This window comes from Mycobacterium sp. (assembly GCF_032161845.1).
Lineage (GTDB): Bacteria > Actinomycetota > Actinomycetes > Mycobacteriales > Mycobacteriaceae > Mycobacterium.
Window position 1 is genome coordinate 1 of the sequence record NZ_JAVRQA010000228.1, and the last position, 26933, is coordinate 26933.

25 protein-coding genes and 1 pseudogene are annotated in these 26933 nt (G+C 67.1%); 15 read left to right on the forward strand and 11 right to left on the reverse strand.

The window, feature by feature from the left end:
• A partial coding sequence (locus QOD90_RS13200) for an HU family DNA-binding protein (RefSeq protein ID WP_526350342.1) occupies nt 1–683 on the forward strand: 683 nt, incomplete at its 5' end.
• Nucleotides 684–757: 74 nt separating this feature from the next.
• On the opposite strand, the gene mutT1 is transcribed toward QOD90_RS13200, so the two are convergent.
• The 3 genes from mutT1 to cofC are packed head-to-tail and all read right to left on the reverse strand — an operon-like array spanning nt 758 to nt 4604.
• Nucleotides 758–1693 carry an 8-oxo-(d)GTP phosphatase MutT1 gene (mutT1, locus tag QOD90_RS13205; RefSeq protein WP_526350344.1) on the reverse strand — a complete coding sequence of 312 codons (936 nt, stop codon included), beginning with the start codon at nt 1691–1693 and terminating at the stop codon, nt 758–760.
• Nucleotides 1694–1738: 45 nt separating this feature from the next.
• Complete coding sequence (locus QOD90_RS13210; RefSeq protein ID WP_526350346.1) at nt 1739–3901, reverse strand: RNA degradosome polyphosphate kinase; 2163 nt, start codon at nt 3899–3901, stop codon at nt 1739–1741.
• A gap of 22 nt (nt 3902–3923) precedes the next feature.
• On the reverse strand, nt 3924–4604 hold the full coding sequence (gene cofC, locus QOD90_RS13215; protein WP_526350348.1) for a 2-phospho-L-lactate guanylyltransferase: 681 nt from the start codon (nt 4602–4604) through the stop codon (nt 3924–3926).
• Between the two features lie 63 nt (nt 4605–4667).
• Between cofC and QOD90_RS13220 the strand changes: the two genes are divergently transcribed.
• From QOD90_RS13220 to QOD90_RS13230, 3 genes are all read left to right on the forward strand, one after another.
• On the forward strand, nt 4668–5648 hold the full coding sequence (locus tag QOD90_RS13220) for an NAD(P)H-dependent glycerol-3-phosphate dehydrogenase (protein ID WP_526350350.1): 981 nt from the start codon (nt 4668–4670) through the stop codon (nt 5646–5648).
• A 4-nt stretch (nt 5649–5652) separates the two neighbouring features.
• On the forward strand, nt 5653–6759 hold the full coding sequence (locus tag QOD90_RS13225; protein ID WP_526350352.1) for a cystathionine gamma-lyase: 1107 nt from the start codon (nt 5653–5655) through the stop codon (nt 6757–6759).
• A 79-nt stretch (nt 6760–6838) separates the two neighbouring features.
• Nucleotides 6839–7954: a D-alanine--D-alanine ligase family protein gene (locus QOD90_RS13230; protein WP_526350354.1), complete on the forward strand. Its 1116-nt coding sequence runs from the start codon at nt 6839–6841 to the stop codon at nt 7952–7954.
• Here QOD90_RS13230 and QOD90_RS13235 read toward each other — a convergent pair.
• Together QOD90_RS13235 and QOD90_RS13240 are read right to left on the reverse strand one after the other, a co-directional pair.
• Nucleotides 7951–8502, reverse strand: a complete 552-nt coding sequence (locus tag QOD90_RS13235; RefSeq protein WP_526350356.1) for a DUF3515 family protein — start codon at nt 8500–8502, stop codon at nt 7951–7953. The two genes, QOD90_RS13230 and QOD90_RS13235, sit on opposite strands and share 4 nt — an antisense overlap.
• Nucleotides 8503–8511: 9 nt before the next feature.
• Nucleotides 8512–8754: an Lrp/AsnC ligand binding domain-containing protein gene (locus QOD90_RS13240; protein ID WP_526350358.1), complete on the reverse strand. Its 243-nt coding sequence runs from the start codon at nt 8752–8754 to the stop codon at nt 8512–8514.
• A gap of 165 nt (nt 8755–8919) precedes the next feature.
• On the opposite strand from QOD90_RS13240, the pseudogene QOD90_RS13245 reads away from it, so the two are divergent.
• From QOD90_RS13245 to QOD90_RS13255, 3 genes and pseudogenes are all read left to right on the forward strand, one after another.
• Nucleotides 8920–9512 (forward strand): annotated as a pseudogene (locus QOD90_RS13245) (IS607 family transposase).
• Nucleotides 9512–10966, forward strand: a complete 1455-nt coding sequence (tnpB, locus tag QOD90_RS13250) for an IS607 family element RNA-guided endonuclease TnpB (protein ID WP_526350360.1) — start codon at nt 9512–9514, stop codon at nt 10964–10966. Before QOD90_RS13245 ends, tnpB begins: the two are co-directional and overlap by 1 nt.
• Before the next feature lie 44 nt (nt 10967–11010).
• Nucleotides 11011–12000: a thiamine-phosphate kinase gene (locus tag QOD90_RS13255; RefSeq protein WP_526350362.1), complete on the forward strand. Its 990-nt coding sequence runs from the start codon at nt 11011–11013 to the stop codon at nt 11998–12000.
• On the opposite strand, the gene QOD90_RS13260 is transcribed toward QOD90_RS13255, so the two are convergent.
• A complete protein-coding gene (locus QOD90_RS13260) occupies nt 11990–12958 on the reverse strand; it encodes an amidohydrolase family protein (protein ID WP_526350364.1) in 969 nt (322 codons plus the stop codon). The genes QOD90_RS13255 and QOD90_RS13260 overlap by 11 nt on opposite strands.
• Entirely contained in the window at nt 12955–14094 is a 1140-nt protein-coding gene (locus QOD90_RS13265) for an MBL fold metallo-hydrolase (RefSeq protein ID WP_526350366.1), read from the reverse strand. The genes QOD90_RS13260 and QOD90_RS13265 overlap by 4 nt, the downstream gene beginning before the upstream one ends.
• A gap of 141 nt (nt 14095–14235) precedes the next feature.
• Here QOD90_RS13265 and QOD90_RS13270 point away from each other — a divergent pair, with 141 nt between their 5' ends.
• Nucleotides 14236–14919 carry a uracil-DNA glycosylase gene (locus tag QOD90_RS13270; protein ID WP_526350368.1) on the forward strand — a complete coding sequence of 228 codons (684 nt, stop codon included), beginning with the start codon at nt 14236–14238 and terminating at the stop codon, nt 14917–14919.
• Nucleotides 14920–15014: 95 nt separating this feature from the next.
• Here QOD90_RS13270 and rpmB read toward each other — a convergent pair whose 3' ends face one another.
• Nucleotides 15015–15209 (reverse strand): 50S ribosomal protein L28, encoded by a 195-nt coding sequence (gene rpmB / locus QOD90_RS13275; protein ID WP_079926245.1) that lies wholly within the window; start codon nt 15207–15209, stop codon nt 15015–15017.
• 214 nt (nt 15210–15423) lie between these two features.
• Here rpmB and fakA point away from each other — a divergent pair, with 214 nt between their 5' ends.
• From fakA to QOD90_RS13290, 3 genes are read left to right on the forward strand one after another with little or no spacing between them, the layout of a single operon-like run.
• Entirely contained in the window at nt 15424–17052 is a 1629-nt protein-coding gene (gene fakA / locus QOD90_RS13280; RefSeq protein ID WP_526350370.1) for a fatty acid kinase ATP-binding subunit FakA, read from the forward strand.
• A gap of 31 nt (nt 17053–17083) precedes the next feature.
• Nucleotides 17084–19333 carry an ATP-dependent DNA helicase RecG gene (recG, locus tag QOD90_RS13285; protein WP_526350372.1) on the forward strand — a complete coding sequence of 750 codons (2250 nt, stop codon included), beginning with the start codon at nt 17084–17086 and terminating at the stop codon, nt 19331–19333.
• Nucleotides 19330–20031 carry a GmrSD restriction endonuclease domain-containing protein gene (locus QOD90_RS13290; protein ID WP_526350374.1) on the forward strand — a complete coding sequence of 234 codons (702 nt, stop codon included), beginning with the start codon at nt 19330–19332 and terminating at the stop codon, nt 20029–20031. Before recG ends, QOD90_RS13290 begins: the two co-directional genes overlap by 4 nt.
• Before the next feature lie 29 nt (nt 20032–20060).
• Here the strand turns inward: QOD90_RS13290 and QOD90_RS13295 are convergent, their stop codons facing one another.
• The 3 genes from QOD90_RS13295 to QOD90_RS13305 all read right to left on the reverse strand — a co-directional run bounded on the left by QOD90_RS13295 (nt 20061) and on the right by QOD90_RS13305 (nt 22894).
• Nucleotides 20061–21086, reverse strand: coding sequence for a methyltransferase (locus tag QOD90_RS13295; protein WP_526350376.1), 1026 nt, complete (start codon nt 21084–21086; stop codon nt 20061–20063).
• 105 nt (nt 21087–21191) lie between these two features.
• The gene (locus QOD90_RS13300; protein WP_526350378.1) at nt 21192–22031 is read right to left on the reverse strand and encodes an aldo/keto reductase; all 840 of its coding nucleotides are present in this window, start codon (nt 22029–22031) and stop codon (nt 21192–21194) included.
• A gap of 5 nt (nt 22032–22036) precedes the next feature.
• Nucleotides 22037–22894, reverse strand: coding sequence for an aldo/keto reductase (locus QOD90_RS13305; protein ID WP_526350380.1), 858 nt, complete (start codon nt 22892–22894; stop codon nt 22037–22039).
• Here QOD90_RS13305 and QOD90_RS13310 point away from each other — a divergent pair.
• From QOD90_RS13310 to QOD90_RS13325, 4 genes are all read left to right on the forward strand, one after another.
• Complete coding sequence (locus QOD90_RS13310; protein WP_526350382.1) at nt 22893–24038, forward strand: alpha/beta hydrolase; 1146 nt, start codon at nt 22893–22895, stop codon at nt 24036–24038. The genes QOD90_RS13305 and QOD90_RS13310 overlap by 2 nt on opposite strands.
• A 34-nt stretch (nt 24039–24072) precedes the next feature.
• Nucleotides 24073–24891: a DsbA family protein gene (locus tag QOD90_RS13315; protein ID WP_526350384.1), complete on the forward strand. Its 819-nt coding sequence runs from the start codon at nt 24073–24075 to the stop codon at nt 24889–24891.
• Nucleotides 24888–25517 carry a vitamin K epoxide reductase family protein gene (locus tag QOD90_RS13320; RefSeq protein ID WP_526350386.1) on the forward strand — a complete coding sequence of 210 codons (630 nt, stop codon included), beginning with the start codon at nt 24888–24890 and terminating at the stop codon, nt 25515–25517. Before QOD90_RS13315 ends, QOD90_RS13320 begins: the two co-directional genes overlap by 4 nt.
• Before the next feature lie 34 nt (nt 25518–25551).
• The coding region (locus tag QOD90_RS13325) for an ATP-binding protein (protein ID WP_526350387.1) at nt 25552–26933 on the forward strand (1382 nt) is incomplete at its 3' end.

Genomic DNA, 26933 nt, shown 5'->3' on the forward strand with positions numbered 1-26933 from the left:
TGAACAAGGCAGAGCTCATCGACGTCCTCACGGACAAGTTGGGCACCGATCGTCGGCAGGCGACCGCCGCCGTGGAGAACGTCGTCGACACCATCGTGCGTGCCGTCCACAAGGGCGACAGCGTCACCATTACCGGCTTCGGCGTGTTCGAGCAGCGTCGCCGCGCCGCCCGTGTTGCGCGAAATCCGCGCACCGGCGAGACCGTCAAGGTCAAGCCGACATCCGTCCCGGCATTCCGTCCAGGGGCTCAGTTCAAGGCGGTTGTGTCTGGCGCACAGCGTCTCCCATCGGAAGGTCCCGCCGTGAAGCGTGGTGCCACCGCTGCGCCTGCCAAGAAGGCCGCGGCCAAGAAGGCAGTCAAGAAGGCTGCGACCAAGGCTCCGGCCAAGAAGGCCGCCGTCAAGAAGGCAGCGCCGGCCAAGAAGGCGGCGCCGGCCAAGAAGGCTCCGGCCAAGAAGGCCGCGGTCAAGAAGGCGGCGCCGGCGAAGAAGGCCGCCGTCAAGAAGGCGCCGGCCAAGAAGGCCGCCGTCAAGAAGGCGGCTCCCGCCAAGAAGGCCGCCGTCAAGAAGGCGGCTCCCGCCAAGAAGGCTCCGGTCAAGAAGGCCGCTGCCAAGGCTCCCGCCAAGAAGGCCGCCACCAAGGCGCCCGCCAAGAAGGCGCCCGCCAAGCGCGGCCGCAAGTAGCAACAGTCCCGGATTCAACTCCGGTACAAGGCACGCCGTGGATCCATCGGATCCACGGCGTGTCTTCGTGAGGGCTACGGGTCAGTGGCCAGCGGGCTGCCGATGTGGTCGGCGGCGATCAGCTTGCCACCCACCAGCGACAGCACCCAGGTGCTGCCCTTGCGGTTGCGGGACTTGTCCGGACGCACCCCGTCGCGCTCGCACCACCACGCGATGAGATCCGGAATCACCTTGCCCTGAGAGCAGATCACCGGTGTGCCGTCAGTCGTGGCGATCTCCAGGATGCGTCGTCTGGCCGCCCCGTGGCCGTCCAAGTACGCCTCTTCGGTGAGCGCAGGCTCGTCGTGGATCGGCACACCAAGCTCCTCGGCGAGCGGCCCCACCGTCTGCTGGCAGCGCACCCTTGGCGCCGCGTAGACCTCGGTGGCGCCGAAGGCCAGAAGCTGGCCAACCAGTGATTCAGCCTGCGCTCGGCCATGTTTGTCCAACGGTCGCTTGCGATCGTCACCCTTGTATCTGGCCTTGGTGCCTGCGGTCCCGTGCCGGACAACCAGAATCGTCCGGGTATCGGCCGGCTGTTTGACGAAGCGTCGCAGCACCTTCCGATCATGGGGATACTGAAGGCGTTTCAGGGCGTGCGCGGTGGACAACCAGAGCAGTTCGTCGACCTCGTCGTTCGGGGTGAACTCTCCACCGAGCGTGCGGGCCGCCCAGTAGCGGACGTGCTTGACCCCGGACTCGAGGGGATAGCTCACGGCGGCGAGCCGTCGACCCAACTTCGATGCGTAGCCGGTCTCTTCGAGGACCTCGCGCACTGCGGTCACCGGTGCGGTCTCACCGGGATCGACCTTGCCCTTGGGCAGCGACCAGTCGTCGTACCTGGGTCGGTGCACGACCGCCACCAACGGTTCGGCGACTCCATCGGCGGCGTCTTCGTCGGGCCGCCACAGCACGGCGCCTGCCGCGGATGTCACCTTGCTGGCCGCCAGCGACTGGGCTTTCTTCGTCACCTCAACTCCTGCAGGTCATTCGAGGGACGGGGTGAGGAGGAGACGTCACTGATGCCGGTGACGTTCCATCAGCGACACCTGGTGGTCCCGCACCGTCTCGCCCGCGCGCGGCGACGCGGTCCAGTGCCCGTCGGGACCGAGTTCCCAGCACCTGGTGGTGGGATCCAGCGCAGAGGTGAATACGTCGTCCAGTTGGTCTGCCAACCGCGGATCCTTTACCTGTGCCATCACCTCGACGCGACGGTCGAGATTACGATGCATCATGTCGGCACTGCCGATCCAGATCTCATCGATGGCGCGGAAGTGAATGATTCGCGAATGTTCAAGGAACCGGCCGAGAATCGATCGCACGGTGATGTTCTCCGAGAACCCTGGTACACCGGGCCGTAGTGCACAGATGCCGCGCACCACGACTTCGACTCGAACCCCAGCTTGGGAGGCCCGATACAGCGCGTCGATCACCTGCTCGTCGACCAACGCGTTGGCCTTGACCCGAATCTGCGCATCCGCGCCGTCACGGTGGGCGGCGATCTCGCGCTCGATGCGTTCGACGATGCCCCTGCGGACGCCGTACGGGGCGACCAGCAGGTTGCGGTAGGAAACCTTGCGTGAATAGCCCGTAAGGGAATTGAAGAGGTCGGTGAGGTCGGCGCCGATGTCGGGCGAAGCCGTCAACAACCCCACGTCCTCGTACAGCCGGGAGGTCTTCGGGTTGTAGTTGCCGGTGCCGATGTGGCAGTAACGCCGGATCGTCGACCCTTCGCGCCGCACCACCAGACATGTCTTGCAGTGGGTCTTGAGTCCGATCAGCCCGTACACCACGTGCACGCCAGCCTGTTCCAGCGCGCGGGCCCACTTGATGTTGGCCTGCTCGTCGAACCGCGCCTTGATCTCGACCAGCGCAACGACCTGCTTGCCCGCCTCTGCCGCGTCGATCAGCGCGCTCACGATGGGTGAGTCACCAGACGTGCGATAGAGCGTCTGCTTGATGGCGAGGACGTTCGGGTCAGCTGCGGCCTGCTCGATGAATCGCTGCACCGTTGTGGAGAAGGAGTCGTACGGGTGATGCACCAGCACGTCTCCGTCGCGGAGCGTCGCGAAGATGCTCTTGGGCGTCTCCCGCTCTCCGAACGCAGGGGGAGTGGCGGGGACGAACGGCGGATCCTTCAGCTCGGGACGGTCCACGCCGTAGATCTGCCACAACGACGACAGATCGAGCAGACCCGGCACCTCGATGACGTCGCCCGGATGCACGTCGAGTTCGCGCAGCAGAAGCTCGAGCATGTTCTCGGTCATGTCGTCGGCGACCTCGAGGCGCACCGGCGAACCGAATCGACGGCGGGCGAGTTCGCGTTCCAGCGCCTGCAGCAGATCCTCGTCGCGGTCCTCCTCGACCTCGAAGTCCGCGTTGCGCGTGATCCGGAAGGCATGGTGCTCCACGATTTCCAGACCGGGGAACAGCACCGAAAGGAAGGCCGCGATCAGCTCTTCCATCGGCAGGAACCGGATGGCGGCGCCGCCCTCGCGCGGGCCCAACTCGACGAACCGGTCGACGTTGTCGGGCACCTTGATGCGGGCGAAGTGCTGGGTACCGTCTTCGGGCTGCCTGACGGTGATCGCAAGATTCAGGCTGAGCCCGCTCACGAACGGGAACGGGTGCGCCGGATCGACCGCTAGCGGGGTCAGGACGGGGAACACCTGCTCGTGGAAGTAGGTGGAGAGCCGGGACCGTTCGTCGTCGTCGAGCTGAGCCCAGGTCACCACGATGATGCCCTCGTCGGCCAGCGCTGGCCGCACCGATTCCATGAACTCCTTGGCGTGCCTGCTGGCGAGCTGCTGTGTCCGCTCGCCGATGCGGCGCAACTGTTCGCGCGGCGACAGCCCGTCGGCCGAGCGCACCGACAGTCCCATCTCGTCGCGACGTTTGAGGCCGGCCACGCGGACCATGTAGAACTCGTCGAGATTCGACGAGAAGATCGCCAGGAACTTGGCCCGCTCCAGCAGCGCCAGCGACGGATCGGCGGCCAGCGCCAGGACCCTGGCGTTGAAGTCCAGCCAGCTCAATTCGCGATTGAGGTAGCGGTCATCGGGTAGGGCGTCTTCGATCGCGTCCGCGGTGGTGGCCGGCGGCGCCTCCGGCGTGCTGCCATCCGTCGCCCAGTCCGCTTCGGCAGTTCGTATCTCGGCTTCGGTCACAGAAGAGATCATCCCCCATGTTCCGCCGGGGGTGCTAGGTGCCGCCGACAGTGTTCTTGGTGACCGCCCCCACCCCGAGGCCAAGTGCCGTCGCGAGGTCGTCGGGCGTGTCGATGTCGCAGCGCAGTCCTGGCCACCGGCCCGTCAGCTCAACCGCACCCGAATCCTTGTGTCGCCGTGCTGAATCGGCGCCGAACATGGGCAGCAGCGGTACGCCGAAGGCAAAGAGTGCCGAGGTTCCCGTGCCGTGTCGGTCACTGACGAAGCTGCGCTGATTTCGGCGCGCCTGCGCGATGGCCTCGGCGAGCTCACGCGGTTGAAGCGCGGGCAGATCGCCTTGCAGCACGCCGACGTTCGGCGTCTCGGCGCGGATCGAGGCCTCGGTCACCGAGATGGCGTTGTTCAGCGGATCGGGATGTCCTTCTGGGGTGGGATCGACGAGGACACGAGCCCCGAGCTCGCGGGCGGCCGCGGCCGCGACGAGGTCGGGGGTCACGACGGTGATCGCACGGACCGTCAATACGGAGGAGGCGGCGGCGATGGTGTCCTCGAGCATCGCCAGCACGACGCCTTCGCGGACGTCCGAGGCGAACGCCGAGGCGAGCCGCGTCTTGGCTGCACTCAACCTCTTGACCGCGATGATCAGCCCGACGTGCTGATTCCCCGTCGCTGCGTTCGCGCCAGAAGCCGATCTGTCGGTGCTGGTGCCGCTCATGGGTGCCATCCTGCCAGCAGCGCCCGTCAGGCTAGATTTGTTCCCGTGGTAAAGGCTGCGGTAATGGGCGCTGGAGCGTGGGGTTCGGCGTTGGCGAAGGTACTCGCCGACGCTGGCAACGACGTGACGTTGTGGTCGCGACGTGCCGAGTTGGCCGACGAGATCAACGACACCCATCGCAATACCGGCTACATCGGCGACGTCGAGCTTCCCGCGTCGATCCGCGCGACGGGCGACGCCGCATCGGCCCTCGACGGCGCGTGCACCGTGCTGCTCGCCGTGCCGGCGCAGACGTTGCGCGTCAATCTGGAGTCCTGGCGCGAAGCGATCGGCAGCGACACCACGCTGGTGAGCGTCGCGAAGGGCATCGAGCTGAACACCCTGCTGCGGATGAGCCAGGTGATCGTCCAGGTGACCGGGGTTGATCCGGCCCGGGTCGCCGTCGTCACGGGCCCCAACCTCGCAGCCGAGGTCCTCGACGAGCAGCCGGCGGCCACCGTCGTCGCGTGTTCCGACTCTGGGCGAGCCGTGACGCTTCAGCGGGCCTTCTCCACCGGCTACTTTCGGCCGTACACCAACTCGGACGTCGTGGGTGCGGAGATCGGCGGCGCATGCAAGAACGTCATCGCGCTGGCCAGTGGCATGGCCGCCGGTGTGGGTCTAGGGGAGAACACCGCCGCCGCGATCATCACCCGCGGGCTCGCCGAGATCATGCGGCTGGGAATCGCGTTGGGTGCCAAGGGCGCCACGCTCGCCGGCCTCGCGGGAGTCGGTGACCTGGTGGCCACCTGCACGTCGCCCCGGTCGCGCAACCGGGCCTTCGGTGAGCGTCTCGGTCGAGGCGGCACCATGGAGTCGGCGCTGCACGACGCGGGCGGGCACGTCGCAGAAGGTGTCACGTCGTGTGAGTCGGTGCTCGCGCTGGCGACCAGTTACGACGTCGAGATGCCCCTAACCGACGCGGTGCACGGGGTGTGCCACCAGGGGCTGTCGGTCGACCAGGCAGTGGCGCGGCTGCTCGGCCGCAGCACGAAGCCGGAATGATCCGATGACCGGACCGTACGGCGACTCGACTCGTAGCGTCAAAGCTGCATCCTCGCAACAGATTCCAGGCCAGCCGGTGACCTCGCCACCGGTTCCGGTTTCGGCCTACCACCTTTCGACGGATGAATCGCTTGCGCTGGATTCGTATGGGCGCAGCTCCAATCCGACCTGGCGCCAACTCGAGTCGGCCTTCGCCGAGCTGGAGGGGGCCACCTCCGCGCTCGCCTTCGGGTCGGGCATGGCCGCCATCACGTCGGTCCTTCGCGTGCTTGCCAAGCCGGGAACCACACTGGTGGTGCCCGCCGACGGCTATTACCAGGTGCGCCAGTACGCGGTGGAATACCTTGCCCCGCTGGGCGTCGAGGTGCGCACGGCGCGCGCTGCCGACATGTGTGCGGCCGCCGAGTCCGCCGACGTCGTCGTGGCGGAAACGCCGGTCAACCCGACCCTGGACGTCGTAGACCTGCACCGGCTGGCGCTGACCTGCCGTAGCCGCGGCGCCACCCTCGTCGTCGACAATACGGCGCCGACACCGCTTGGGCAGCAACCACTTTCACTCGGTGCCGACCTGGTGGTGGCCAGTGCCACCAAGGCGCTATCCGGTCACAGCGATCTGATCGCCGGATACGTCGCCAGCTGCCACCCCGAGCTGATGGCGGCCGTCGAGCGCGAACGACTGCTCGCCGGGGCCATTCTCGGCCCGTTCGAGGCCTGGCTGGCGCTGCGCAGCCTCGGCAGCGCCGGGCTGCGGTTCGAGCGCCAGTGTCAGAACGCCCTTGCGATGGCCTTCATGCTGCGCGACCACCCGGCGGTCCGGTCGGTGCGGTACCCCGGCCTGCCCGACGATCCTGCGCACGACGTCGCGTGCGCGCAGATGAAGCGCTTCGGTGGCCTCGTCGCGTTCGAACTGGCCGACGCGGCCGCGGTGCATCGCCTGGTCGAGCAGAGCGAACTGGTGGTGGCCGCGACCAGTTTCGGCGGCATCCATACCTCGGTGGACCGGCGAGCGCGGTGGGGCGACCCGGTACCGGACGGGTTCGCGCGGATGTCGTTGGGCATCGAGGACACCGACGATCTCATCACCGACGTCGGGCAGGCATTGGATGTCTGAGGCGCCGACGCTCGGTGAAATCCCAGCTCAGCGAGCAGTGCGCACCGCGTTCGAGGGTGGGCGGTAACCTCTCTAGGTTGTGACCGACCGCCCGAACCCCCGCGTCCGTGTTGCCGTCGTCTACGGCGGGCGAAGCTCTGAGCACGCCATCTCCTGCGTTTCCGCAGGCAGCATCCTCCGCAACCTCGACCCGGAGCGCTTCGAGGTGGTCGCCGTCGGCATCACGCCGGAGGGATCCTGGGTGCTGACCGACGGCCAGCACGAGTCCCTCGCGATCACCGACGGTCAACTGCCAGGGGTGACGGGAGCGGCCGGTACGGAACTTGCGCTTGCGGCGAATCCAGGACGCCGCGGCCAACTCCTGTCCCTCGGCGAGGGGCCGGGAGAGATCCTCGCCGCCGTCGACGTGGTCTTTCCCGTGCTGCACGGGCCGTACGGCGAGGATGGCACCATTCAGGGGCTGCTCGAGATCGCCGGCGTGCCGTACGTCGGCGCGGGCGTGCTGGCCAGCGCGGCAGGCATGGACAAGGAATTCACCAAGAAGCTGCTCGCCGCCGAAGGCCTGCCCATCGGCGACCAGGTGGTGCTGCGCGCACACGATGAAACCCTCGAACTCTCCGACCGTGAGCGCCTCGGCCTGCCCGTCTTCGTCAAGCCAGCACGCGGTGGCTCGTCGATCGGCGTCAGCCGGGTCACGTCCTGGGACGATCTCGCCGCCGCCATCACCCATGCCCGTCGGCACGACCCCAAGGTGATCGTGGAGGCCGCCGTTCCCGGCCGTGAGCTGGAGTGCGGCGTGCTGGAATTTCCCGATGGGCGCGTCGAGGCCAGTACGGTCGGCGAGATTCGGGTGGCAGGCGTTCGTGGTCGCGAGGATGCGTTCTACGACTTCGCGACGAAGTATCTCGAAGACGCCGCCGAACTCGACGTCCCCGCCAAGGTGGATGACGAGATCGCTTCTGAGATAAGGCAATTGGCGATCAAGGCGTTCCGTGCCATCGATTGCCAGGGTCTCGCGCGCGTCGACTTCTTCCTCACCGACGACGGCCCGGTGATCAACGAGATCAACACGATGCCAGGGTTCACCACGATCTCGATGTATCCGCGGATGTGGGCGGCCAGCGGCGTCGACTATCCGACCCTGCTGGCTGCCATGGTCGAGACCGCGGTCGCGCGTGGCACGGGCCTGCGCTAGCGGATCGGTCCCGGATTGAGCGGGGTCGGGGGCATCGCCCGCGCCACCGCCTTGGAGATCAGTTGGATCGGCGTCGGCCCCGATCCGTCGGGCAGCGTCAGTGCGACGTACACGGGCCGGTCGACGGTGACCCACGTGGTGCGGCCATCCCCGGGTATCCGGAACCACTGCACGTCGTCCACACCTTGGAGCGGCGAACTCGAAACGAAGTCGTCGGGGCGATCCAGTCCGCACCGAATGATGACCGGCTCGCCGTCGGGTTGGGCCTGCCAGGCCGCCGCGCCCGCCGGAACGGGTTCGACCGCCTGCGCACGGTGGTAATCACCCATCACGTCGGGGAGGGCACTCATCAAGGCGCGGCAGGCGTCGTCTGCGGCATGGGGCGCTGGCGCAGCGGCAATGGCGACGGGCCGGGGTGCGGGGGTCGCCTCCCTGGTTGCGGCTACCACCAAGAGGGCGCCGATCGCTCCCACCGCGATGACGATTGCCGCGATGAGGATTCCACGCGGGGGGCCGTCACGTTCGTCGTCGGGAACGGATTCGGTCACCCGGCAACTCTAGGTGTGCGCCCCGTCGGCGATGGGACAGGTCAGCGTGCGGGTGATGCCGACGACTTGCTGCACGCTCGGGACGACGGCGGACTCCAGCTCGGATGCCGTGCCGGCCTCGACGCGGGCCACGACGTCGTACGGGCCCGTCACGTACTCCGAGGAGGTCACCCCGGGCAGCGCTGCCAGCTGTTTGGCGACGACCTCGGCGCGGCCCACCTCGGTCTGAATCAGCATGAATGCCTCGACCACTCGCGCCGTCCTCCGTTCGGGCTGCATAGACTCCACGCCGCAGGGACCAAACGTACCGCAGGTCGCGCTGGTGTTCAGGGCACGCAAAATCGGGGGTAGCGAACTGCTCGGCTACACGCGCAGATGTGTGAGTTTGTATAAGTGAATGTGTGTTTGGCTGGCGTTGTGAAGTTGGCGGTATGGGCTCGGCCGGTGGGTGTGTATCCGCAGACGGCCTATGCGTGGGTGCGTGAGGGTCGGATGTCAGCGCCGTTCCGGCGATTGCCGTCAGGGACCATTTTGGTTGACGTCGCCTCCGGTTCGGCCGGGATCCAGCAGCGGGTGGTGCTAATGCGGGTCGCCAGTAATGATCAGCGTTCGGATTTGGATCGTCAGGTTGGCACGGTTGTGTGGGTGGGCGACCGCTGAGGGCATCGAGGTTGGCCAGGTGGACAGCGAAGTCGGCGGGGGCGTCAATGGCAACCGCCCCGGGTTGGCGCGGGTGTTGTCGGACCTGTCTGCCACGGTGATCGTCGTGGAGCATCGGGATCGCGCTGGCCCGTTACGGAGCGGAGTATCTGAAGGTTGCGTTGTGCGCCCAAGACCGGGGGGTCGCCGTGGTCGATGACGGGGAGGCCGACGATGATCTGGTCCGCGACGTGATCGAGGGGCTCACTTCGACGTGCGCCCCCTCGTATGGGCGCCGGGGCGCCCGGAACCGCGCGATACGGGCGCTGACGGCGACGAAAACCCAGCCGGATCCGGTCGAGGTGGGTTGATGGCGGGTTTCGAGATTCCGCAGGGGTGGACCGCGCAGTCCTACCAGTTCGCTCTTGCACCCACTGGGGCCCAGACGGGTGTATTGCTGTCCCATGCCGGCGGCGCCCGGGTGGCCTACAACACGATGCTCGCGGCGGTGAAGGCCAACCTGGATCAACGCATCGCGGAACGTTCCTACGGTGTCGCCGCGCAGGATCTGACCCCGAGCATCGGGTGGTCGTTTCAGTCGTTGCGCAACGAGTGGAACCGCCGCAAACACACCGTCGCCATCGGATCAGACGGCGTGCCGTGGTGGACGGAGAATTCCAAGGAGGTGTACGCCGGCGGATGCCGAAATCTGGCGCAGGCCCTGTCGAATTGGTCGTCGTCGAAGAAAGGCACCCGGCGCGGGCCATCCGGGTTTCCTCGTTTCAAGTCCAAACACCGCGCGGTCAAGTCGTTTTCGTTCACGACCGGGACCATCCGGGTCGAGGCCGATCGCCATCACGTCACGTTGCCGCGGGTGGGCACGATCCGGACGCATGAGTCGACCCGAAAGTTGGTGCGCCGCGTCGATGCTGGGACTGCACGCATCCTGAGGGCCACCATCCGGTTGGAACGGGGCCGCTGGCTGGTGTCGTTCACCGCCCTGGTGGCCCGCGAGATTGGGCGCCCGGCGCACGTCAAGGCCGGAGCCGCAGTCATTGGGATCGATGCTGGCGTGAAGGACCTCCTGGTTGTTGCCGACCCCAACGGCACCGAACTCGCCCGCCATCGGGCACCGCGGGAACTCAAGGCCGCCGATCGGACATTGCGGGCGTTGCAACGCAAGGCGGCCCGCCAAGTCGGCTCCTGGGATCCGGTTGCTCGATCCCGGCGGGACGCCTCGCGCGGCTGGGTCCGCACACAAGCCGAGATCGGTCGCGCCCATGCACGGATTGCCCGGCTGCGGGCTGATCGGATCCACAAGCTTACGACGATGCTGGCCCAGCGCCACGCCGTGATCGGTGTCGAGACGCTCGCGGTGAAGAACATGATGGCCGCCGGCGGGGCTCGCAAGCGCGGCCTGAACCGTGCCTTCGGTGATGCAGGCCTCGGTAATGTGTTGCGCCAACTCGATTACAAGACCAGCTGGTACGGGTCGCGCCTTGTGAAGGCCGATCGGTGGTTTCCCAGCTCGAAGACATGTTCTGGCTGTGGTGTGGTGAAAGCCAAGCTGCACCTGGCCGAGCGGACCTATCAATGTGATCGCTGCGGCCTGATCATCGATCGTGATCTCAATGCGGCGGTCAACCTCGCGCGCCATGCGCAACGCGTTACGGACCCGAGTACCGGGGTCGTTACGGGCGGAGCCGACCATAAGACCACACCCCCTGGTGCGGCTGGTGGCTGTGAAACCCGAACCCACACCGACGTAGGCGATGAACACGCCCACGACGACGGGAGTGCTTCCCCTAACGAGGAGGCTGCCTGAAATGCTTGGTAACACAATGACTCACATTTCAGGTAACGGGTGACATGGCCGACGACGAGCACCCCGAGACGCTGGCCGAGCTCGGCGAGTTTGCGATGATCGACCGCCTCGTCGATGGGCGTTGGCAGCCGCCGACCGTCTTGGTGGGCCCCGGCGACGACGGGGCCGTCGTCGCCACGGCCGACGGTCGGGTCGTGGTGTCGACCGACATGCTGATCGAGGGGCGGCACTTCCGACTCGACTGGTCGACGCCGCACGACGTGGGTCGCAAGGCGATCGCCCAGAATGCCGCGGACATCGAGGCGATGGGTGCGGCGGCGACGGCGTTCGTCGTCGCCTTCGGTGCGCCGGGCGACACCCTCGGCGACGATGCGCTGCGGCTCTCCGACGGAATGTGGGAGGAGGCCCGCACATTCGGCGCGAGCATCGTCGGCGGCGATCTGGTGGCCGCACCGCAGTGGGTGATCTCGGTGACCGCGCTCGGTGACCTCGGGGGGCGGGTGGCCATCCCGCTCAGCGGAGCGCGGCCGGGCGACACCGTTGCAGTGGTCGGTGGACTGGGTCGGTCGGCCGCCGGATACGCGTTGTGGCTCAGAGACATTCGAGAGGACATCGGAGACTTCGCCGAGCTGAGACGCAGCCACCTGGTGCCCACGGTTCCGTACGGCCATGGGCGGATGGCGGCCGATGGGGGTGCCACGGCGATGACCGACGTTTCGGACGGTCTCGTCGCCGACCTCGGTCACATTGCCGACGCGTCGGGTGTCGGGATCGACCTGTCACGTGCGGCGCTGGCGCCTGACCACGATGCGCTCGTCGACGCCGCCCTGGCGGCCGACGAGGATCCATGGGCATGGGTCCTCGGTGGCGGCGAGGATCATGCCCTCGTCGCAACGTTCCCCGGCGCAGTCCCCGCCGGCTGGCGCCGAATCGGCACCGTGTTCGCGGGGTCCGCACGCGTGCTGGTGGACGGCGTCGAACCGACGGGAAGCGCGGGCTGGCAGTCGTTCGGTGGCCCGACCACTACGACGTGAGTTTGAGTATCGCTTCCGCATTCCGGTGGCCGACGAGGGCACGGGTGTCTTCCGATATCGCTGCCGTTTCCATGAATCGGCCTGCGATGTCCGAGGATTCGTACGGATAGTCGATGGAGTACATCACCCGGTCCTGGCCCATCGACGCCAGCGATGCAAGTAGTGGGACGTCGGAGCATTGCCCCGACGTCGTCACCGAGAAGTTGTCTCGCAGGTAGTCCGACGGATTGCGCTGCACCCGACGGTCGGTGGCCGTGAACGCATACCGGCTGTCGAGCCGCCACAACATGAAGGGCAGCGTCTCACCCATGTGGCCGAGGATGACCTGTGCCCGCGGATACCGGTCGAACACGCCCGTCACGATCAGTCGCAGTGCGTGGCTGGCGGTTTCGGTCGTCCACTCCCAGGTCGGCTTGACGAGTTCGGGGGCGCCTTCGAACACGTAGGGAAGCCGGAACGAGTCGCCAGGGTGGAGGTACAACGGCACGTCGAGATGCTGCAGCCGTTCCCAGAACACGTCGTTGCGGGCGTCGTCCAGGTACACCCCGAGGGTGTGGTTGTTGATCATCGCTCCGCTGAATCCGAGGTCACGGATGCACCGCTCGAGCTCGTCGGCGGCCGCACCAGGGTCCTGCATGGCGAGATGGGCGAATCCGCCGTAGCGGTCGGGCCGCTGCGCCATCACGTCGGCGAGCGCGTCGTTCGCTTCGGCGGCACGTCGCGTCGCCGTCGCGACATCCGGTTCGCACTGCACTCCGGGACCGGAGATCGACAGCACCGACTTTCGGACGCCGCCGGCATCCATTTCCGACAGCCGTTCCTCGCCGAAGTCAAGGAGCCGTCGGATCAGCGTCGTCTTGGCGTCATCGGGGACGTTGGGCATTCCCTGCGCGAGGTAGTCGAGGAACGAGGGGATGATGAAGTGCTCTTCCAGCGCGACACTGGTTGCGGTACTCATAGCGCGAAGACCTGTCCGTCCTTGGCGACCGTGGCTTTACCCGAGTAGTGCTTACTGATTTCGCCGAGCCATCGCGCGTCGGTGATGATGCCCGACGGGGCGAATACCTGGTAGTGGCTCAGGATCACCTGTTTGGCCTTCGCCGCCGCGGCGACCTCCCCGACCTGCTCCGCCGACGTGTGCGAATTCGGCAGATAATCCGGCGGGAACCTGTTGTCGTAGAACGCGTCGTCGAGGCTGAACTCGGCCTCGTGCACCAGGAAGTCCGTGTTTTGGGCGAGCCTGATCAGGTTGTCGCTCTTGGTGGTGTCGCCGGAAAAGGTCACTGACACAGCGGGATTCTTGATGTCGAAGCGAAAGGCGAATGCCGGGTAGACGTCGTAATGGGAGACGAGCGTTGCGGTGACGATGACGTTGTCATCCTCGACCACGAAGAACGGCTTCATCGTCGGCGATCTGTTCAGGTAATCCGATCCCGGCGGCACAGCGATCTCGGTGACGTTCATCAGGCTCTGGATGTCGTCGATGCCTTGGTCTCGAATCAGGACGTTGCCCGTGTAGGCGAACGCCTCGTTCAGGGATGCGGTCATCGCGGCGAGTCCTGGTGTGGGATTGGCGGGGTTGATGGTTGGTGGGTTCGGGTTGCCGACCTGGCTGCCGGTCAATCCCCCGGCGGGGCCGGGCCCGTAGACCATGACCGGTGCTTGGCCTGCCTTGGACTGATTGCCGCCGGAGAGGAAGAAGCTGTAGTAGTCGACGATGTGGTCGGCGTGCAGGTGGGTGATGAACATCTTCTTGATGTCGGGGAAGTGCAGGCCCGCGTTGGTGAAACCGTTGAGGGAGCCAAGTCCGCAATCGATCACGTATAGCTCGTCGCCGATCTTGAGCACCGAGCAGATCCCGAACCGGTCGGGGGTCGGTGGCGGACCGGCGGCGACGCCGACGGTGATCAGGGCGTTGTTGGGCAACGACGGAGGGGACAGGGGAGGCTGCGGGATTTCGGCCGGGCTGGACGCGGCCGTTCCGAGGGCGACTGCGCCCATGGCGGCCGATCCCGCCACCAGCGCGGCCCTCCGCGATATCTGGCCGGAGGCACCATGATCTGCGTTGCCTGGCGTGCCATCGCAACCACACATTGCGTCTCCCGACTCGAGCGTCGAACTCGACCACTTGCGGTGAAAAGAGGGCCGCCGCGGTAATACTCGCACGACACATTCCGGCGTTGCGGCGAATCCCAAGGCGCGTCGCGATCTTCGCGTCGGCTAGGTTGGCCTCTCGTGACTGCACGCCCGCTCTCAGAACTCGTCGAGGACGGTTGGGCCCGCGCGCTCGAACCGGTCGCCGATCAGGTCGCCCAGATGGGCGACTTCCTCCGGTCCGAGATCGCCGCGGGACAGCGCTACCTGCCCGCCGGTGAGAACGTGCTGCGCGCCTTCACCTTTCCGATCGAGCGGGTGCGTGTGCTGATCGTCGGGCAGGATCCGTATCCGACCCCTGGGCACGCGGTCGGGCTCAGCTTCTCCGTGGCGCCCGACGTGCGTCCGCTGCCGCGCAGCCTGGACAACATCTTCAAGGAGTACGTCACCGACCTGGGTCACCCCGCGCCCAGTTGTGGTGACCTGACGCCGTGGGCCGAGCGCGGGGTCATGATGCTCAACCGGGTGTTGACCGTCCGGTCGGGCACGCCGGCGTCGCACCGCGGCAAGGGGTGGGAGGCCGTCACCGAGTGCGCGATCCGCGCACTGGTGGCGAGGCCGCAGCCGATGGTGGCGGTGCTGTGGGGACGCGACGCGCAGACGCTATTGCCGATGTTGACGGGTGCGCACTGCGCGACCATCGAGTCGGTACATCCGTCACCGCTGTCGGCGTCGCGCGGGTTCTTCGGATCGCGGCCGTTCAGCCGCGCCAATGAGCTACTCGGGCAGATGGGTGCCGAACAGATCGACTGGCGACTGCCCTAGCTCACGAACCTAGCCCGCGAACCTCGCCGAGACTGCTGACAGATCGCGCTGACGCGTCAGCGCGATCTCACCGCAGTCTGGCGGCGAAGATCGAACTAGCCGCGTGCGACCTTGCCCGCCTTGATGCACGACGTGCAGGCGTTGATGCGCTTCTTGTTGCCACCGGGGCGCGACACGGCGTGCACGGTCTGGATGTTCGGATCCCACCGGCGATTGGTACGGCGATGGGAGTGCGACACCGACTTGCCGAAGCCGGGACCCTTCCCGCAGACATCGCAAACCGCAGCCATGTGAAACTCCTTGATCGGTTCTGGGGGGCCAACGACCGCAACGCGGGTGACCCAACAACCTGACCAGGATACCGGCAGCCGCTGCGATCGCCAAAACGGCGGGCATCGGCGCGACACCTCGTGCATGACCGAGGCGGAATCGGGGAGGTGTCGGGCACAGTGGCTAGGCTGACGCGCACGTGGCCGCGTTGGGTCGAAGGAGAGGCGGTTTGGCATGTCCGCACGCCTACTCGACGCCACCGCCCTGCAGGAGTGGGCCCACACGGCGGTCACGCACCTGATTGCGCGTACCGATGAGATCAACCGCCTCAACGTGTTCCCCGTCGCCGATGCGGACACCGGAACCAACATGCTGTTCACCATGCGCGCGGCGGGAGCCAGGGCCGAGGCACTGCGCGACGCCGACGTGGCGACCGTGGCCGCCGCGCTGGCCGAGGGCGCACTTCAGGGGGCCCGTGGCAACTCCGGGGTGATCCTCTCGCAGATTCTGCGCGGCGTCGCCGACGTCGCTGCCGGGGCCGCCGACGAACGCAACGGCGTACTCGTCGACATCGACGGGCCCGTTCTCGCAGCCGCGCTGAGACACGCCGTCGTCCTTGCCGACGCCTCGGTCAGCGACACCGTGCCGGGCACCATCGTCTCGGTGCTCGCGGCGGCCGCGGGTGCTGCCGAAGACGCCGCGCTCGACCGCGCGGACGCCGCGGAGGTCGTCAGGGTGGCGTCGGACGCCGCGGTGATCGCGCTCGAGAAGACCCCCCAGCAACTCGACGTGCTGGCCGATGCGGGGGTGGTCGATGCCGGCGGGCGCGGCCTTCTCGTCCTGCTCGACGCGCTGACGGCCACCCTCACCGGACACGCTCCGCACCGGCTGACCTACGAACCTTCCGGTGCCACGCCGGCGCGCGCCGACGTCTCGGTGGTGGCGCCACCGCAATTCGAGGTGATGTACCTCGTCAACGGCTGCGACCACGAGGGTCTCGACCTGCTGCGGTCGGCGCTCGACAACTTCGGCGAGTCGGTGACGATCGCCGCATCGGGAACCGGCGGCCGCTACTCCGTGCACGTCCACACCGACGATGCGGGCGCCGCCGTCGAGGCGGGCTTGACCGTCGGCACCCCCAGCCAGATCCAGATCACCGCGCTGACCGGTGCGGGGGCGCGTCCGTCTGGCGGATGGACCCGCGACCGGGCCGTGCTGGCGATCGTCGACGGCGACGGCGCGACCGCACTGTTCGAGGGAGAGGGCGCGCACGTGCTCAGCCAGGACGCCGACACGGCGATCAGCGCCAAGCACCTGCTCCGCGCGCTCATCGACGCGGGAGCCGCGCAGATCATGGTCCTTCCGAACGGCTACGTCGCAGCCGAGGAGTTGGTGGCCGGTTGCACTGCGGCGATCGGCTGGGGCATCGACGTCGTGCCCGTGCCTGCGGCCTCGATGGTCCAGGGCCTCGCCGCGCTGGCCGTGCACGACGCCGCCCGTCTGGCGGTCGACGACGGGTACACCATGGCGCGGGCGGCGGCAGGGGCAAGGCACGGGTCGGTGCGGGTGGCCGAAACCGAGGCGCTGACGTGGGCAGGTGCCTGCAGGCCGGGTGACGGCCTCGGCATCGCCGGCGATGAGGTGCTGATCGTCGGGGACGACGTGACCGCCGCGGGCGCCGGTCTCATCGATCTGCTGCTCAGTGCGGGCGGCGAACTCGTCACGGTCCTGACCGGCGCCGGCGTCGACCCCGCGGTGGGCGCTGCGTTGCAGGACCACGTGCACCATCGGCACCTCGGCGCCGAGTTGGTGACCTATCACACGGGCCACCGGGGCGACGCCCTACTGATCGGGGTGGAGTAGACATGCTGGGCGAGCGAAGCGACGGGACGACATGAGGGTCGCGCTCACGGACAAGCTGGATCGCGTCATCGGCGCCAAGTCGGCGGGGCCGCTGGAAGAACACTTCGGCATCCGCACGGTCGACGACCTGCTTCGGCACTACCCCCGCAGCTACAGCCACGGCATGTCGGTGCTCGAAGAGGGCTGGGAACCCCCCGCGGAAGGGGAGCACGTCACCTTCGTCGACGAGATCGCCAAGGCCGAGGTCCGCTGGACCAACCGGCAGCCCAAGCGTGAGTTCCTGGTGATCACCCTGGCCAACCGCAAGCCCAAGGTCACGGCCACCTTCTTCAATGCCAAGTTCACCAAGAAGATTCTGGTCGAGGGCACGCGGCTGATGCTGTCGGGTGAAGTCGGATTCTTCAAGGGCACAATGCAATTGACGCATCCGGCCTTCCTGATCCTGGAGGGAAGCGGGCAGGGCAAGGGCAGCCGGTCGCTGGCGAAGATCGCCGAAACGTCGCAGAAGACGGATGGCGACGTGCTGCTCTCGGCGTTCGAGCGGGACTTCTTTCCCATCTACCCGGCGTCGGCCAAGGTGCAGAGCTGGGATATCTACGCGTGCGTCCGGCAGGTCCTCGACGTACTGGATCCGATCGATGATCCGCTGCCCGAATCGATTCTGTGGCAACGGAATCTACCCTCCGAGGACGAGGCGTTGCGGGCCATCCACCTCGGCGAGCGCGAAAAGGATCGAGAGGGTGCGCGCGAGCGGTTGGCCCTCGACGAGGCCGTCGGCCTGCAGTGGGCCCTGGTGGAACGTCGGCACGGCGCGCTGAGCGAGACCGGGCCGTCCGCGCCGCCCAGGGACGACGGGTTGGCGGCCGCGTTAAGTCGGCAGCTGCCGTTCGACCTCACGGCGGGTCAGCGTGACGTCCTCGACGTGCTGACGACCGAACTCGCCGACACCAAGCCGATGCACCGGATGCTGCAGGGTGAGGTGGGTTCGGGAAAGACGATCGTCTCGGTGCTGGCGATGGCGCAAATGGTGGACTCCGGCTACCAGTGCGCCTTGCTGGCGCCGACGGAAGTCCTTGCCGCTCAGCACGCAAGGTCGATCCGCGACGTGCTTGGCCCCCTTGCGATGGCCGGCCAACTCGGTGGCCAGGAGGGTGCCACCAGGGTGGCGCTGCTCACCGGGTCGATGACGCCGCAGCAGAAGCGCCAGGTTCGTGACGAGGTGGCAGGCGGTGAGGCGGGCATCGTCATCGGCACGCACGCCCTCCTGCAGGACGCCGTCGAGTTCCACAACCTCGGCATGGTCGTCGTCGACGAGCAGCACCGGTTCGGCGTCGAGCAGCGGGATCGCTTGCGCGCGAAGGCCGTCGGCGGTGTCACTCCGCACCTTCTGGTGATGACGGCGACGCCGATCCCGCGGACGGTCGCCCTCACCGTCTACGGCGATCTCGAGACGTCGGTTCTTCGCGAGCTGCCCCGCGGCAGGCGTCCGATCACCACCAACACCATCTTCGTCGGCCAGAAGCCGGCGTGGCTGCAGCGCGCCTGGCAGCGGATCATCGAAGAGGTCGACGCCGGCCGTCAGGCCTACATCGTGGCTTCTCGCATCGACGAAAGCGACACGGGTGGCAAGGATTCGGGCAAGAAGGCGAGCAACAATGAGCCGGGGCCGCCCGTCACCACCGTCGTCGAGTTGTTCGAGCGGCTCCGCAACGGACCGCTGAGCGGGCTGCGGCTCGGGCTGATGCACGGCAGGCTCACCGGGGACGAGAAGGATGCCGCCATGACGGCGTTCCGCGCGGGCGACATCGACGTGCTGGTGTGCACGACGGTCATCGAGGTCGGTGTCGACGTGCCCAACGCAACGGTGATGTTCGTCATGGACGCCGACCGCTTCGGCATCAGCCAGCTGCACCAGTTGCGCGGTCGGATCGGCCGCGGCGAGCACCCCAGCCTGTGCCTGCTAGCCACCAACCTTCCCGAGGACTCGAAGGCGGGGGCCCGGTTGAAGGCCGTCGCATCCACCCCGGACGGCTTCGTACTCGCCGACCTCGACCTCGAGGAGCGCCGCGAAGGCGACGTGCTCGGCCACAGCCAGTCCGGCCGACCCATCACCCTGCGACTGCTGTCGCTGGCAGAGCACCGCGATCTCATCGAGGAGGCCCGCGCCTTCGCCGAATCGGTCTACGACGCCGACCCCAGGCTGCTGGAGCACCGCGGAATCGCCGCGTTGGCAGCGCCGTTCGCCGAGACGGAGCGCGTCGAGTATCTGGACAAGGCGTGAGGAAGCCCGTCTGGCTCGTCGTGGCGGTCGCCATCGCGATCCTGGTCGCCGTTCAGGTGACGACGGCCACCGGCCGCGGCAGCCGGTTCGTCGCCGACGCCGACGTCCCCATCGTGGCACCGGGAGTCGACATCCTCGCCGGCATCCCCTTGATTCCGGCGCGCGTGCACGGAAACGATTACCGCCGAGCAGCTTTCGGCGATGCCTGGACCGACGACAACACCGCCCCCGGAGGGCACAACGGCTGCGACACCCGCAACGACATCCTGGACCGCGACCTCGCCGACAAGACGTTCACGGCCATCAAGCGGTGCCCCGCGGCGGTGGCGACCGGCACCCTGTACGACCCGTACACCAACGATACGATCGCATTCACCAGAGGCAATCAGGTGGGCGCGGCAGTGCAGATCGACCACATCGTCCCGTTGGCGTTGGCATGGGACCTCGGCGCCAGGGACTGGGCCGACGACATGCGCAGACGATTCGCGAACGACCCGGCCAACCTGTTGGCCGTCGACGGACAGGCCAATCAGGACAAGGGCGACGCCGAACCCGCTGACTGGATGCCGCCCAACCATGCGTTCTGGTGTCAGTACGCGGTGCAGTTCGCCGCCGTGCTGCGGGGCTACGCCTTGCCGATCGACGACCGGTCCGCCGTGGTGCTTCGCGACGCGGCCGGGACGTGTCCCACGGGTTAGGGCCGTGCCTCCACGGGACGCGCGGGCGACTATTTGTACGCGACCGCCGCGCTCGACGGCCCGGTCAGCGGGATGACCTCCGTGTGCTGGAACCCGGCCTCGCTGCACCACTGCGCAAAGTCCGCGCCGGTGTAGTCGAATGCGACGCCGAATTCGATCAGCATGTTGAGCGACATCATGAGACCTTGCGTGTTCTGCCGCCGTTCGTCGTCGATCAGCGATTCGATGGCGACGAACGCCCCGCCAGGGGGAAGGGCCTCGTAGGCCTTGGCGATCAGCATCTTCTTCGTCGGCAGGTCCCAGTCATGCAGAATCATGCCCATCGTGATGACATCTGCCGCGGGGAACGCGTCGTTGAAGAAGTCGAGGTTCGCCGTCTGGACGCGGTCGGACAGTCCGAATCCGGCGATCGTCTTCGCTGCGATGGCCGCGACTTCGGGCAGATCGGCGCTGACACAAGACATGTGCTCGTGCCGCTTCGCGACCATGATCGACAGGATGCCAGCCGATCCGCCCACGTCGTACAAGGTCCGGTAGCGCGAGAAGTCGAACTTCTCGGCCAACGCCATGAAGTTTCCCGCGGACGCGCCCGTCATCCCGTTGATGAATTGCTCCAGCCGAGCCGGGTCGCCGTAGAGCGCGCCGAACATCGACTCTCCGGTCGACTTGATCTCGGTCTGTGGTTGGCCGGTCCGCAACCCTTCGGTGAGATCCGCCCAGAACGGGTAGAGCCGGGCATTCGCCATCTCGAGGATGCCGCCGACGTAACCGGGCTCGGTGCGGTCGAGGAATCGCCTCGTCTCTGGCGTGTTGCGATAGCGCGCTTGGACGCCGTCGCCGTCGCGGTGCAGGAACCCCATCGACAGCAGGCCGTCGAAGAAGTCGGGGTTGGCTCGCGGGGCGAGTCCCAGTGACTCGCAGAGTTCGGCGCCTGTCATTGCATCGTCCGCCAGCACCGTGAACAGCCCGAGTTCCACTGCCGAAAGCAGGGTCTTCGACCGCATGAAACCCATGCCCACTTCGATGATCTGTCCCGGATCCAAGTCGTCCGTCATGACCCCACCCCCCCGGTGCGACGTCGTCGATCGTGCGGTGAGTCTAGGCGTCGCCGTTTGCCAGCGCAGGTGATATGGCCCACCTCCTGGCGAATACGCGGGTTCCTAGGTGCCGGTGTAGGTGGCCGGGTCGGGCCGGAAGCGGGTGCCGTCGTCGAGTCCGTCGAGCGCCGCCATGTGCTCTGCCGCCAGCTCGAACTCGAACACGTCGGCGTTCTCGACGATGCGGGCCGGTGTGGCCGAGCGGGGGATGACGACGTTGCCGAGTTGCAGGCTCCACCGGATGAGCACCTGCGCTGCCGACTTGCCGTACTCGCCGGCGATCGCCGTCACGGTCGGGTTGTCCAAGAGCCGGCCGACGCCCAACGGACCGTAGGCCTCGGTGACGATGTCGTGCTCGGCGTTGGCCGCACGAAGCGCGGACTGGTTGAGCAGTGGATGCAACTCGATCTGGTTGATCGCGGGCGCAACGTAGGACAGCTCGACGACGTTGGACAGATCCTCGGCGGAGAAGTTGCAGACGCCGACGGACTTGACCAGACCGTCCTCCCGCAGCTTGAGCATCCCGCCCCAGCTGTGGAGGTAGGCGCCTGCGTCTGTGCCCGGCCAATGGATGAGGTAGAAGTCGACGTAGTCCACCCCGAGGCGGTCGAGGCTGGCCCGGCAGGCGTCCTGCGCTCCTCTCAACCCCTGGTCCTCGGTGGCCAGCTTGGTGGTGATGACGATCTCGGCGCGCGGAATGCCCGATGCGGCGACCGCGCGTCCGACTGCGGCCTCATTGCCGTAGGCCGTCGCGGTGTCGATCAGTCGAATGCCGATCTCGAGCGCGGTGGAGACGGCGCGTTCGGTTTCGGCGTCCGACAATTCGCCGACGCCGATCCCGAGTGCCGGGATGCTGTTGCCGTCGTTGAGAGCCACTGAAGGAATTGCTGCCGCCGAGGTCATGTCACCTACCCTGTGAAGTTGAACGTCCGTGGATCGGGACCCAGTCGGGTTCCGTCCTCCAGCGAGCCGATGGACGCCATGTCCTCGTCGCCGAGTTCGAAGTCGAACACGTCGAAGTTGCTCGCAATCCTGTCTGGATTTACCGATTTCGGGATGACGATATTACCGAGCTGGACGTGCCACCTAATCAGCACCTGTGCTGGCGTTTTTCCGTGTGCATCGGCAATGGTGACGACGGTCGCGTTCTCGAGCAGCGAGCCCTGGCCCAACGGGCTCCACGCCTCGGTGGCGATTCCCAGGCCGGCGTGCAACTCGCGCAGTTCACGCTGGGGGAGCAGGGGATGCAGCTCGATCTGATTGACCGCGGGCACGATCCCCGTCGCGTCGACCAAGATCTTGAGGTGCTCGGGCTCGAAGTTGCTGACGCCGATCGAGCGAATGCGGCCCTGATCGCGCAGGTGCGCGAACGCCCTGAAGGTGTCGACGTAGGCGTCCACCTCGGGCATGGGCCAGTGGATGAGGTAGAGGTCGAGGTAGTCGATCCCAAGGTTCTTCAGGCTCTCGTCGAAGGCCCGCAGCGTCTTGTCGTACCCCTGCTCGGAATTCCACAGCTTCGTCACCACGTATACGTCGTCACGGCTGATGCCGGAGGCGGCGGCACCCGCCAGCGCCAGGCCCACCTCTGCTTCGTTGCCGTATGCCGCCGCAGTATCGACATGGCGATATCCTGCGTCGAGCGCGGCGGTGACGGCCCGTTCGGTATCGCCGGCGGGGGTCTGCCAAACGCCCAACCCGATGACGGGTATCGAATTACCGTCATTCAGCGGGATCGAGGGAACCGAAGGGTTCGGAGGAGAAACCATGACGCGAAGTCTGCCAGTTCAGGTTCCGACGGGGGCATCCGCGGCACCGCGGGCCGATCGGGAGGTCGGCCAACCCGGACGCGCCCGGTTGGCGGTCCTCAACGCCTCCAGTGGCGTGATGCTTCGCCTGCTGCCGCACCTTCCCGACGCCGTGAAGCGGCTTCTGCTGGGGCGCCGGACGGTGACGATCGACGGCAATACCCTCGACACCACATTGCAGTTCATGCTCGCGGCTCAGCGTTCGGCGGGCGTCAACGGATTGGTCGCCAGCACTGACGTCACCGTCGCCAGGTCGCAGCTGCGGAAACTCGCATCGATGATCGATGCCAGGATCGCGGTTGGCGTCAGGGACTCTTCGGTACCCGGTCCGGCGGGTTCGATTCCAGTTCGGCACTACACGCCGGTCCGTTCCGAGGGGTCGGGACCCGAGCCGCTTCTGGTCTTCTTCCACGGCGGCGGATTCGTCGTCGGGGACCTCGAGACCCATGATGACCTGTGCCGCTTGATGTGTCGCGACGCCGGAGTGCACGTCCTGGCGATCGACTACCGGCTCGCGCCGGAACATCCGGCGCCCGCCGCCATCGAGGACTGTTACGCCGCGTACCGCTGGGCGCTGGAGCATGCGGCGGAGCTCGGCGCCGACCCGTCGCGCATAGCCGTCGGAGGCGACAGTGCCGGCGGCAACCTCTCGGCGGTGGTGTGCCAGCTGGCGCGCACGGACGGCATCGACCTGCCCGCCCTGCAGCTGCTTTTGTATCCGGCCACCAACTTCGCGGCCGACACCAGGTCGAAGACCCTCTTCGCCGACGGCTACTTCCTCACCAAGAAGGACATGGACTGGTTCCGCGACAACTACCTCGGCGGTTCTTCCCTCGACACCGCTGATCCGCGGATTTCGCCGTTGCTGGCCGACGATCTCGCCGGCTTGCCACCAGCGATGGTGCTGACGGGCGGCTTCGATCCGCTGCGCGACGAAGGCAATCAGTACGCGGACGCGCTCGCTGCGGCAGGCGTCCCCGTCGATCACCGGCAGTTCGGTCCGTTGGTCCATGGATTCGCCAATTTCTTCCCGCTCGGTGGCGCCAGCGCCACCGCCGTCGCAGAGGTCGTCTCGGCGCTGCGGGCACACCTGAGCCGGGGCTGAGGGAGCGCTCGCAGGTCGCCGGTACCCTAGTGCCGTGGCCACGAAAAACAAGAAGACCGCCAGCTACGACTTGAAGGCTGCGGACCGCAGGCGCAACGTGATGATCCAGGTCGGGCTCACCGCGGTCGTGGTCATCTTCGCCGTCGCCCTGGTGGCCTACATCGTCACCTCCGGAAGCACCAAGCCCGCAGGCGGCGAGGCGAAGTCGATCCGCGTGGCGACCAGCAACGTCATCACCAAGGAGGGCACGACCGAGCCGAAGGCCGTGCTGTCTCTCTACGAGGACTTCCTCTGTCCCGTCTGCGGCAACTTCGAGCAGCAGTTCGGTCCCACCGTCTCCAAGCTGATCGACAGCGGGGCAATAGCCGCCGACTTCTACATGGTCGCGATCCTCGACCGTCCGGCGAATCAGAACTACTCGTCGAGGGCCGGTGCCGCCGCGTACTGCGTGGCCGACGAGGACACCACGCCGGACAAGCAGGCGTTCCGCCGGTTCCACGCCGCGATGTATGCCCAGCAGCCCAGCGAAACGGGCACCACGTTCCCGACCAATCAGCAGTTGATCGAGACCGCACGTCAGGCCGGGGTCGTCGGCAAGGTCCCCGAGTGCATCAACAACGGGCGCTACCTGGACATGGTGAAGGGTCTCGCCGCCGCGACCAACGTGACGGGTACGCCGACCGTGCGGATCAACGGCGAGGACTACAAGTTCTCCACCCCGGACGCGCTGGTGGCGAAGGTCAAGGAGATCGTCGGCAACGTCCCCGGATTGGGCACCGCGCCCGCGGCCCCGGCCCCCACGCCGCCGGCCCCGGCGCCGACCGGGAGCCCGACCCCCACGACCACGAGATGACGACGACCGCTGCGGACGAGACCGCGTCGGACCTGCCGGCCCGGCCAGGCGCCGGTGCCCGGGTGCGGACACCCAGCGCGGTCTGGGTGCTGATCGCCGGTGCGGTCGGGCTCACGGCGGCCATCACGCTCACGATCGAGAAGATCAAGCTGCTGGAGAACCCCGCCTACGTCCCGTCGTGCAGCATCAACCCGGTACTGTCCTGCGGTTCGGTGATGGCCACCCCGCAGGCGGCGGCGTTCGGCTTCCCCAACCCCCTCATCGGCGTCGTGGCGTTCACCGTCGTCGTGGTTGCCGGTATCTTGGCCGTCGCCAAAGTGCCTCTACCGCAATGGTTTTGGTCGGGACTTGCCGCGGGCACGCTGCTCGGCGTGGTGTTCATCCACTGGCTGATCTATCAGAGCCTGTATGTCATCGGGGCGCTGTGCCCATACTGCATGGCGGTTTGGGCGGTCACGATCCCGTTGTTGGTCGTGGTGTCCTCGGCGGCCCTTCGGCCCATGGCGGGCAATGCCTTTGCCCGGATCGTCCATCAGTGGCGGTGGTCGATCGTCGCGCTGTGGTTCACCGCGCTGATCCTGATGATCCTGATGCGCTTCTGGAATTACTGGTCAACCCTGATCTGAAAACGGTCCTGGCGGCGGCGCGATAGGGTAGCGCGTGATTTCCAAACTCCTGGTGGCGAACCGCGGTGAGATAGCGATCCGCGCGTTCCGCGCAGCGTACGAGATGAACATCGCGACGGTTGCGGTGTACGCCTACGAGGACCGCAACTCCGCGCACCGGATGAAGGCCGACGAGTCGTATCAGATCGGCGAGTCGGGCCATCCCGTGCGGTCCTATCTGTCCATCGACGAGATCATCCGCGTCGCCCGCGATGCGGGTGCCGACGCGGTATACCCGGGTTACGGGTTCCTCTCCGAGAACCCGGAGCTCGCGGCTGCGTGCGCGGAGGCCGGCATCACCTTCGTGGGTCCCGGTGCCCACGTGCTGGAGTTGACGGGAAACAAGGCGCGGGCGATCGCTGCGGCGCAGGAAGCCGGTCTGCCGGTACTGGCGTCGTCGGCGCCGTCGGATTCGGTGGACGAACTCGTGGCCGCGTCGGCGGAGATGAACTTCCCGTTGTTCGTGAAGGCGGTGTCCGGCGGCGGTGGCCGCGGCATGCGGCGGGTGACCGATCCCGACGCGCTGGCCGAGGCGATCGAGGCCGCCAGCCGCGAGGCCGAGTCGGCGTTCGGCGACCCGATGGTCTACCTCGAGCAGGCGGTACTCAACCCCCGCCACATCGAGGTGCAGATCCTGGCCGACACCCAGGGCAACGTCATCCACCTGTTCGAACGCGACTGCAGCGTGCAGCGGCGGCATCAGAAGGTGATCGAACTCGCGCCAGCTCCCAACCTGCCAGAAGAGTTGCGCGCCAAGATCTGTGCGGATGCGGTCGCCTTCGCGCGTCAGATCGGCTACACGTGTGCGGGCACCGTTGAGTTCCTGCTCGACGAGCGCGGCAACCACGTGTTCATCGAGCTGAACCCGCGGATCCAGGTGGAGCACACCGTCACCGAGGAGATCACCGACGTCGACCTGGTGGCCAGCCAGTTGCGCATCGCCGCGGGGGAGACGCTTGCGGACCTTGGGCTGAGTCAGGATTCGATTCGGGTACGGGGGGCGGCGATGCAGTGCCGCATCACCACCGAGGACCCGGCCAAGGGTTTCCGGCCCGACACCGGACGCATCACCGGCTACCGGTCTCCGGGCGGTGCGGGCATCCGGCTGGACGGTGGCACCACCCTCGGTGCGGAGATCGGCGCGCACTTCGACTCGATGCTGGTCAAGATGACGTGCCGGGGCCGCGACTTCGACACCGCGGTGACACGCGCCAGGCGAGGGCTTGCCGAGTTCCGGATCCGTGGGGTCTCGACGAACATCCCGTTCCTGCAGGCGGTCGTCGACGATCCCGACTTCCGCGCGGGTCGGGTCACCACGTCGTTCATCGACGAACGCCCGCAATTGCTGACCGCTCACGTGTCGGCCGACCGCGGTAC

Excerpts from the sequence above, each read along its gene's own strand:
- QOD90_RS13210 (WP_526350346.1), bottom strand. The coding sequence starts at position 3,901 with ATGATCTCTTCTGTGACCGAAGCCGAGATACGAACTGCCGAAGCGGAC.
- cofC (WP_526350348.1), bottom strand. The coding sequence starts at position 4,604 with ATGAGCGGCACCAGCACCGACAGATCGGCTTCTGGCGCGAACGCAGCG.
- QOD90_RS13220 (WP_526350350.1), top strand. The coding sequence starts at position 4,668 with ATGGGCGCTGGAGCGTGGGGTTCGGCGTTGGCGAAGGTACTCGCCGAC.
- QOD90_RS13225 (WP_526350352.1), top strand. The coding sequence starts at position 5,653 with ATGACCGGACCGTACGGCGACTCGACTCGTAGCGTCAAAGCTGCATCC.
- tnpB (WP_526350360.1), top strand. The coding sequence starts at position 9,512 with ATGGCGGGTTTCGAGATTCCGCAGGGGTGGACCGCGCAGTCCTACCAG.
- QOD90_RS13255 (WP_526350362.1), top strand. The coding sequence starts at position 11,011 with ATGGCCGACGACGAGCACCCCGAGACGCTGGCCGAGCTCGGCGAGTTT.
- QOD90_RS13260 (WP_526350364.1), bottom strand. The coding sequence starts at position 12,958 with ATGAGTACCGCAACCAGTGTCGCGCTGGAAGAGCACTTCATCATCCCC.
- QOD90_RS13265 (WP_526350366.1), bottom strand. The coding sequence starts at position 14,094 with ATGTGTGGTTGCGATGGCACGCCAGGCAACGCAGATCATGGTGCCTCC.
- rpmB (WP_079926245.1), bottom strand. The coding sequence starts at position 15,209 with ATGGCTGCGGTTTGCGATGTCTGCGGGAAGGGTCCCGGCTTCGGCAAG.
- fakA (WP_526350370.1), top strand. The coding sequence starts at position 15,424 with ATGTCCGCACGCCTACTCGACGCCACCGCCCTGCAGGAGTGGGCCCAC.
- recG (WP_526350372.1), top strand. The coding sequence starts at position 17,084 with ATGAGGGTCGCGCTCACGGACAAGCTGGATCGCGTCATCGGCGCCAAG.
- QOD90_RS13295 (WP_526350376.1), bottom strand. The coding sequence starts at position 21,086 with ATGACGGACGACTTGGATCCGGGACAGATCATCGAAGTGGGCATGGGT.
- QOD90_RS13300 (WP_526350378.1), bottom strand. The coding sequence starts at position 22,031 with ATGACCTCGGCGGCAGCAATTCCTTCAGTGGCTCTCAACGACGGCAAC.
- QOD90_RS13310 (WP_526350382.1), top strand. The coding sequence starts at position 22,893 with ATGACGCGAAGTCTGCCAGTTCAGGTTCCGACGGGGGCATCCGCGGCA.
- QOD90_RS13305 (WP_526350380.1), bottom strand. The coding sequence starts at position 22,894 with ATGGTTTCTCCTCCGAACCCTTCGGTTCCCTCGATCCCGCTGAATGAC.
- QOD90_RS13320 (WP_526350386.1), top strand. The coding sequence starts at position 24,888 with ATGACGACGACCGCTGCGGACGAGACCGCGTCGGACCTGCCGGCCCGG.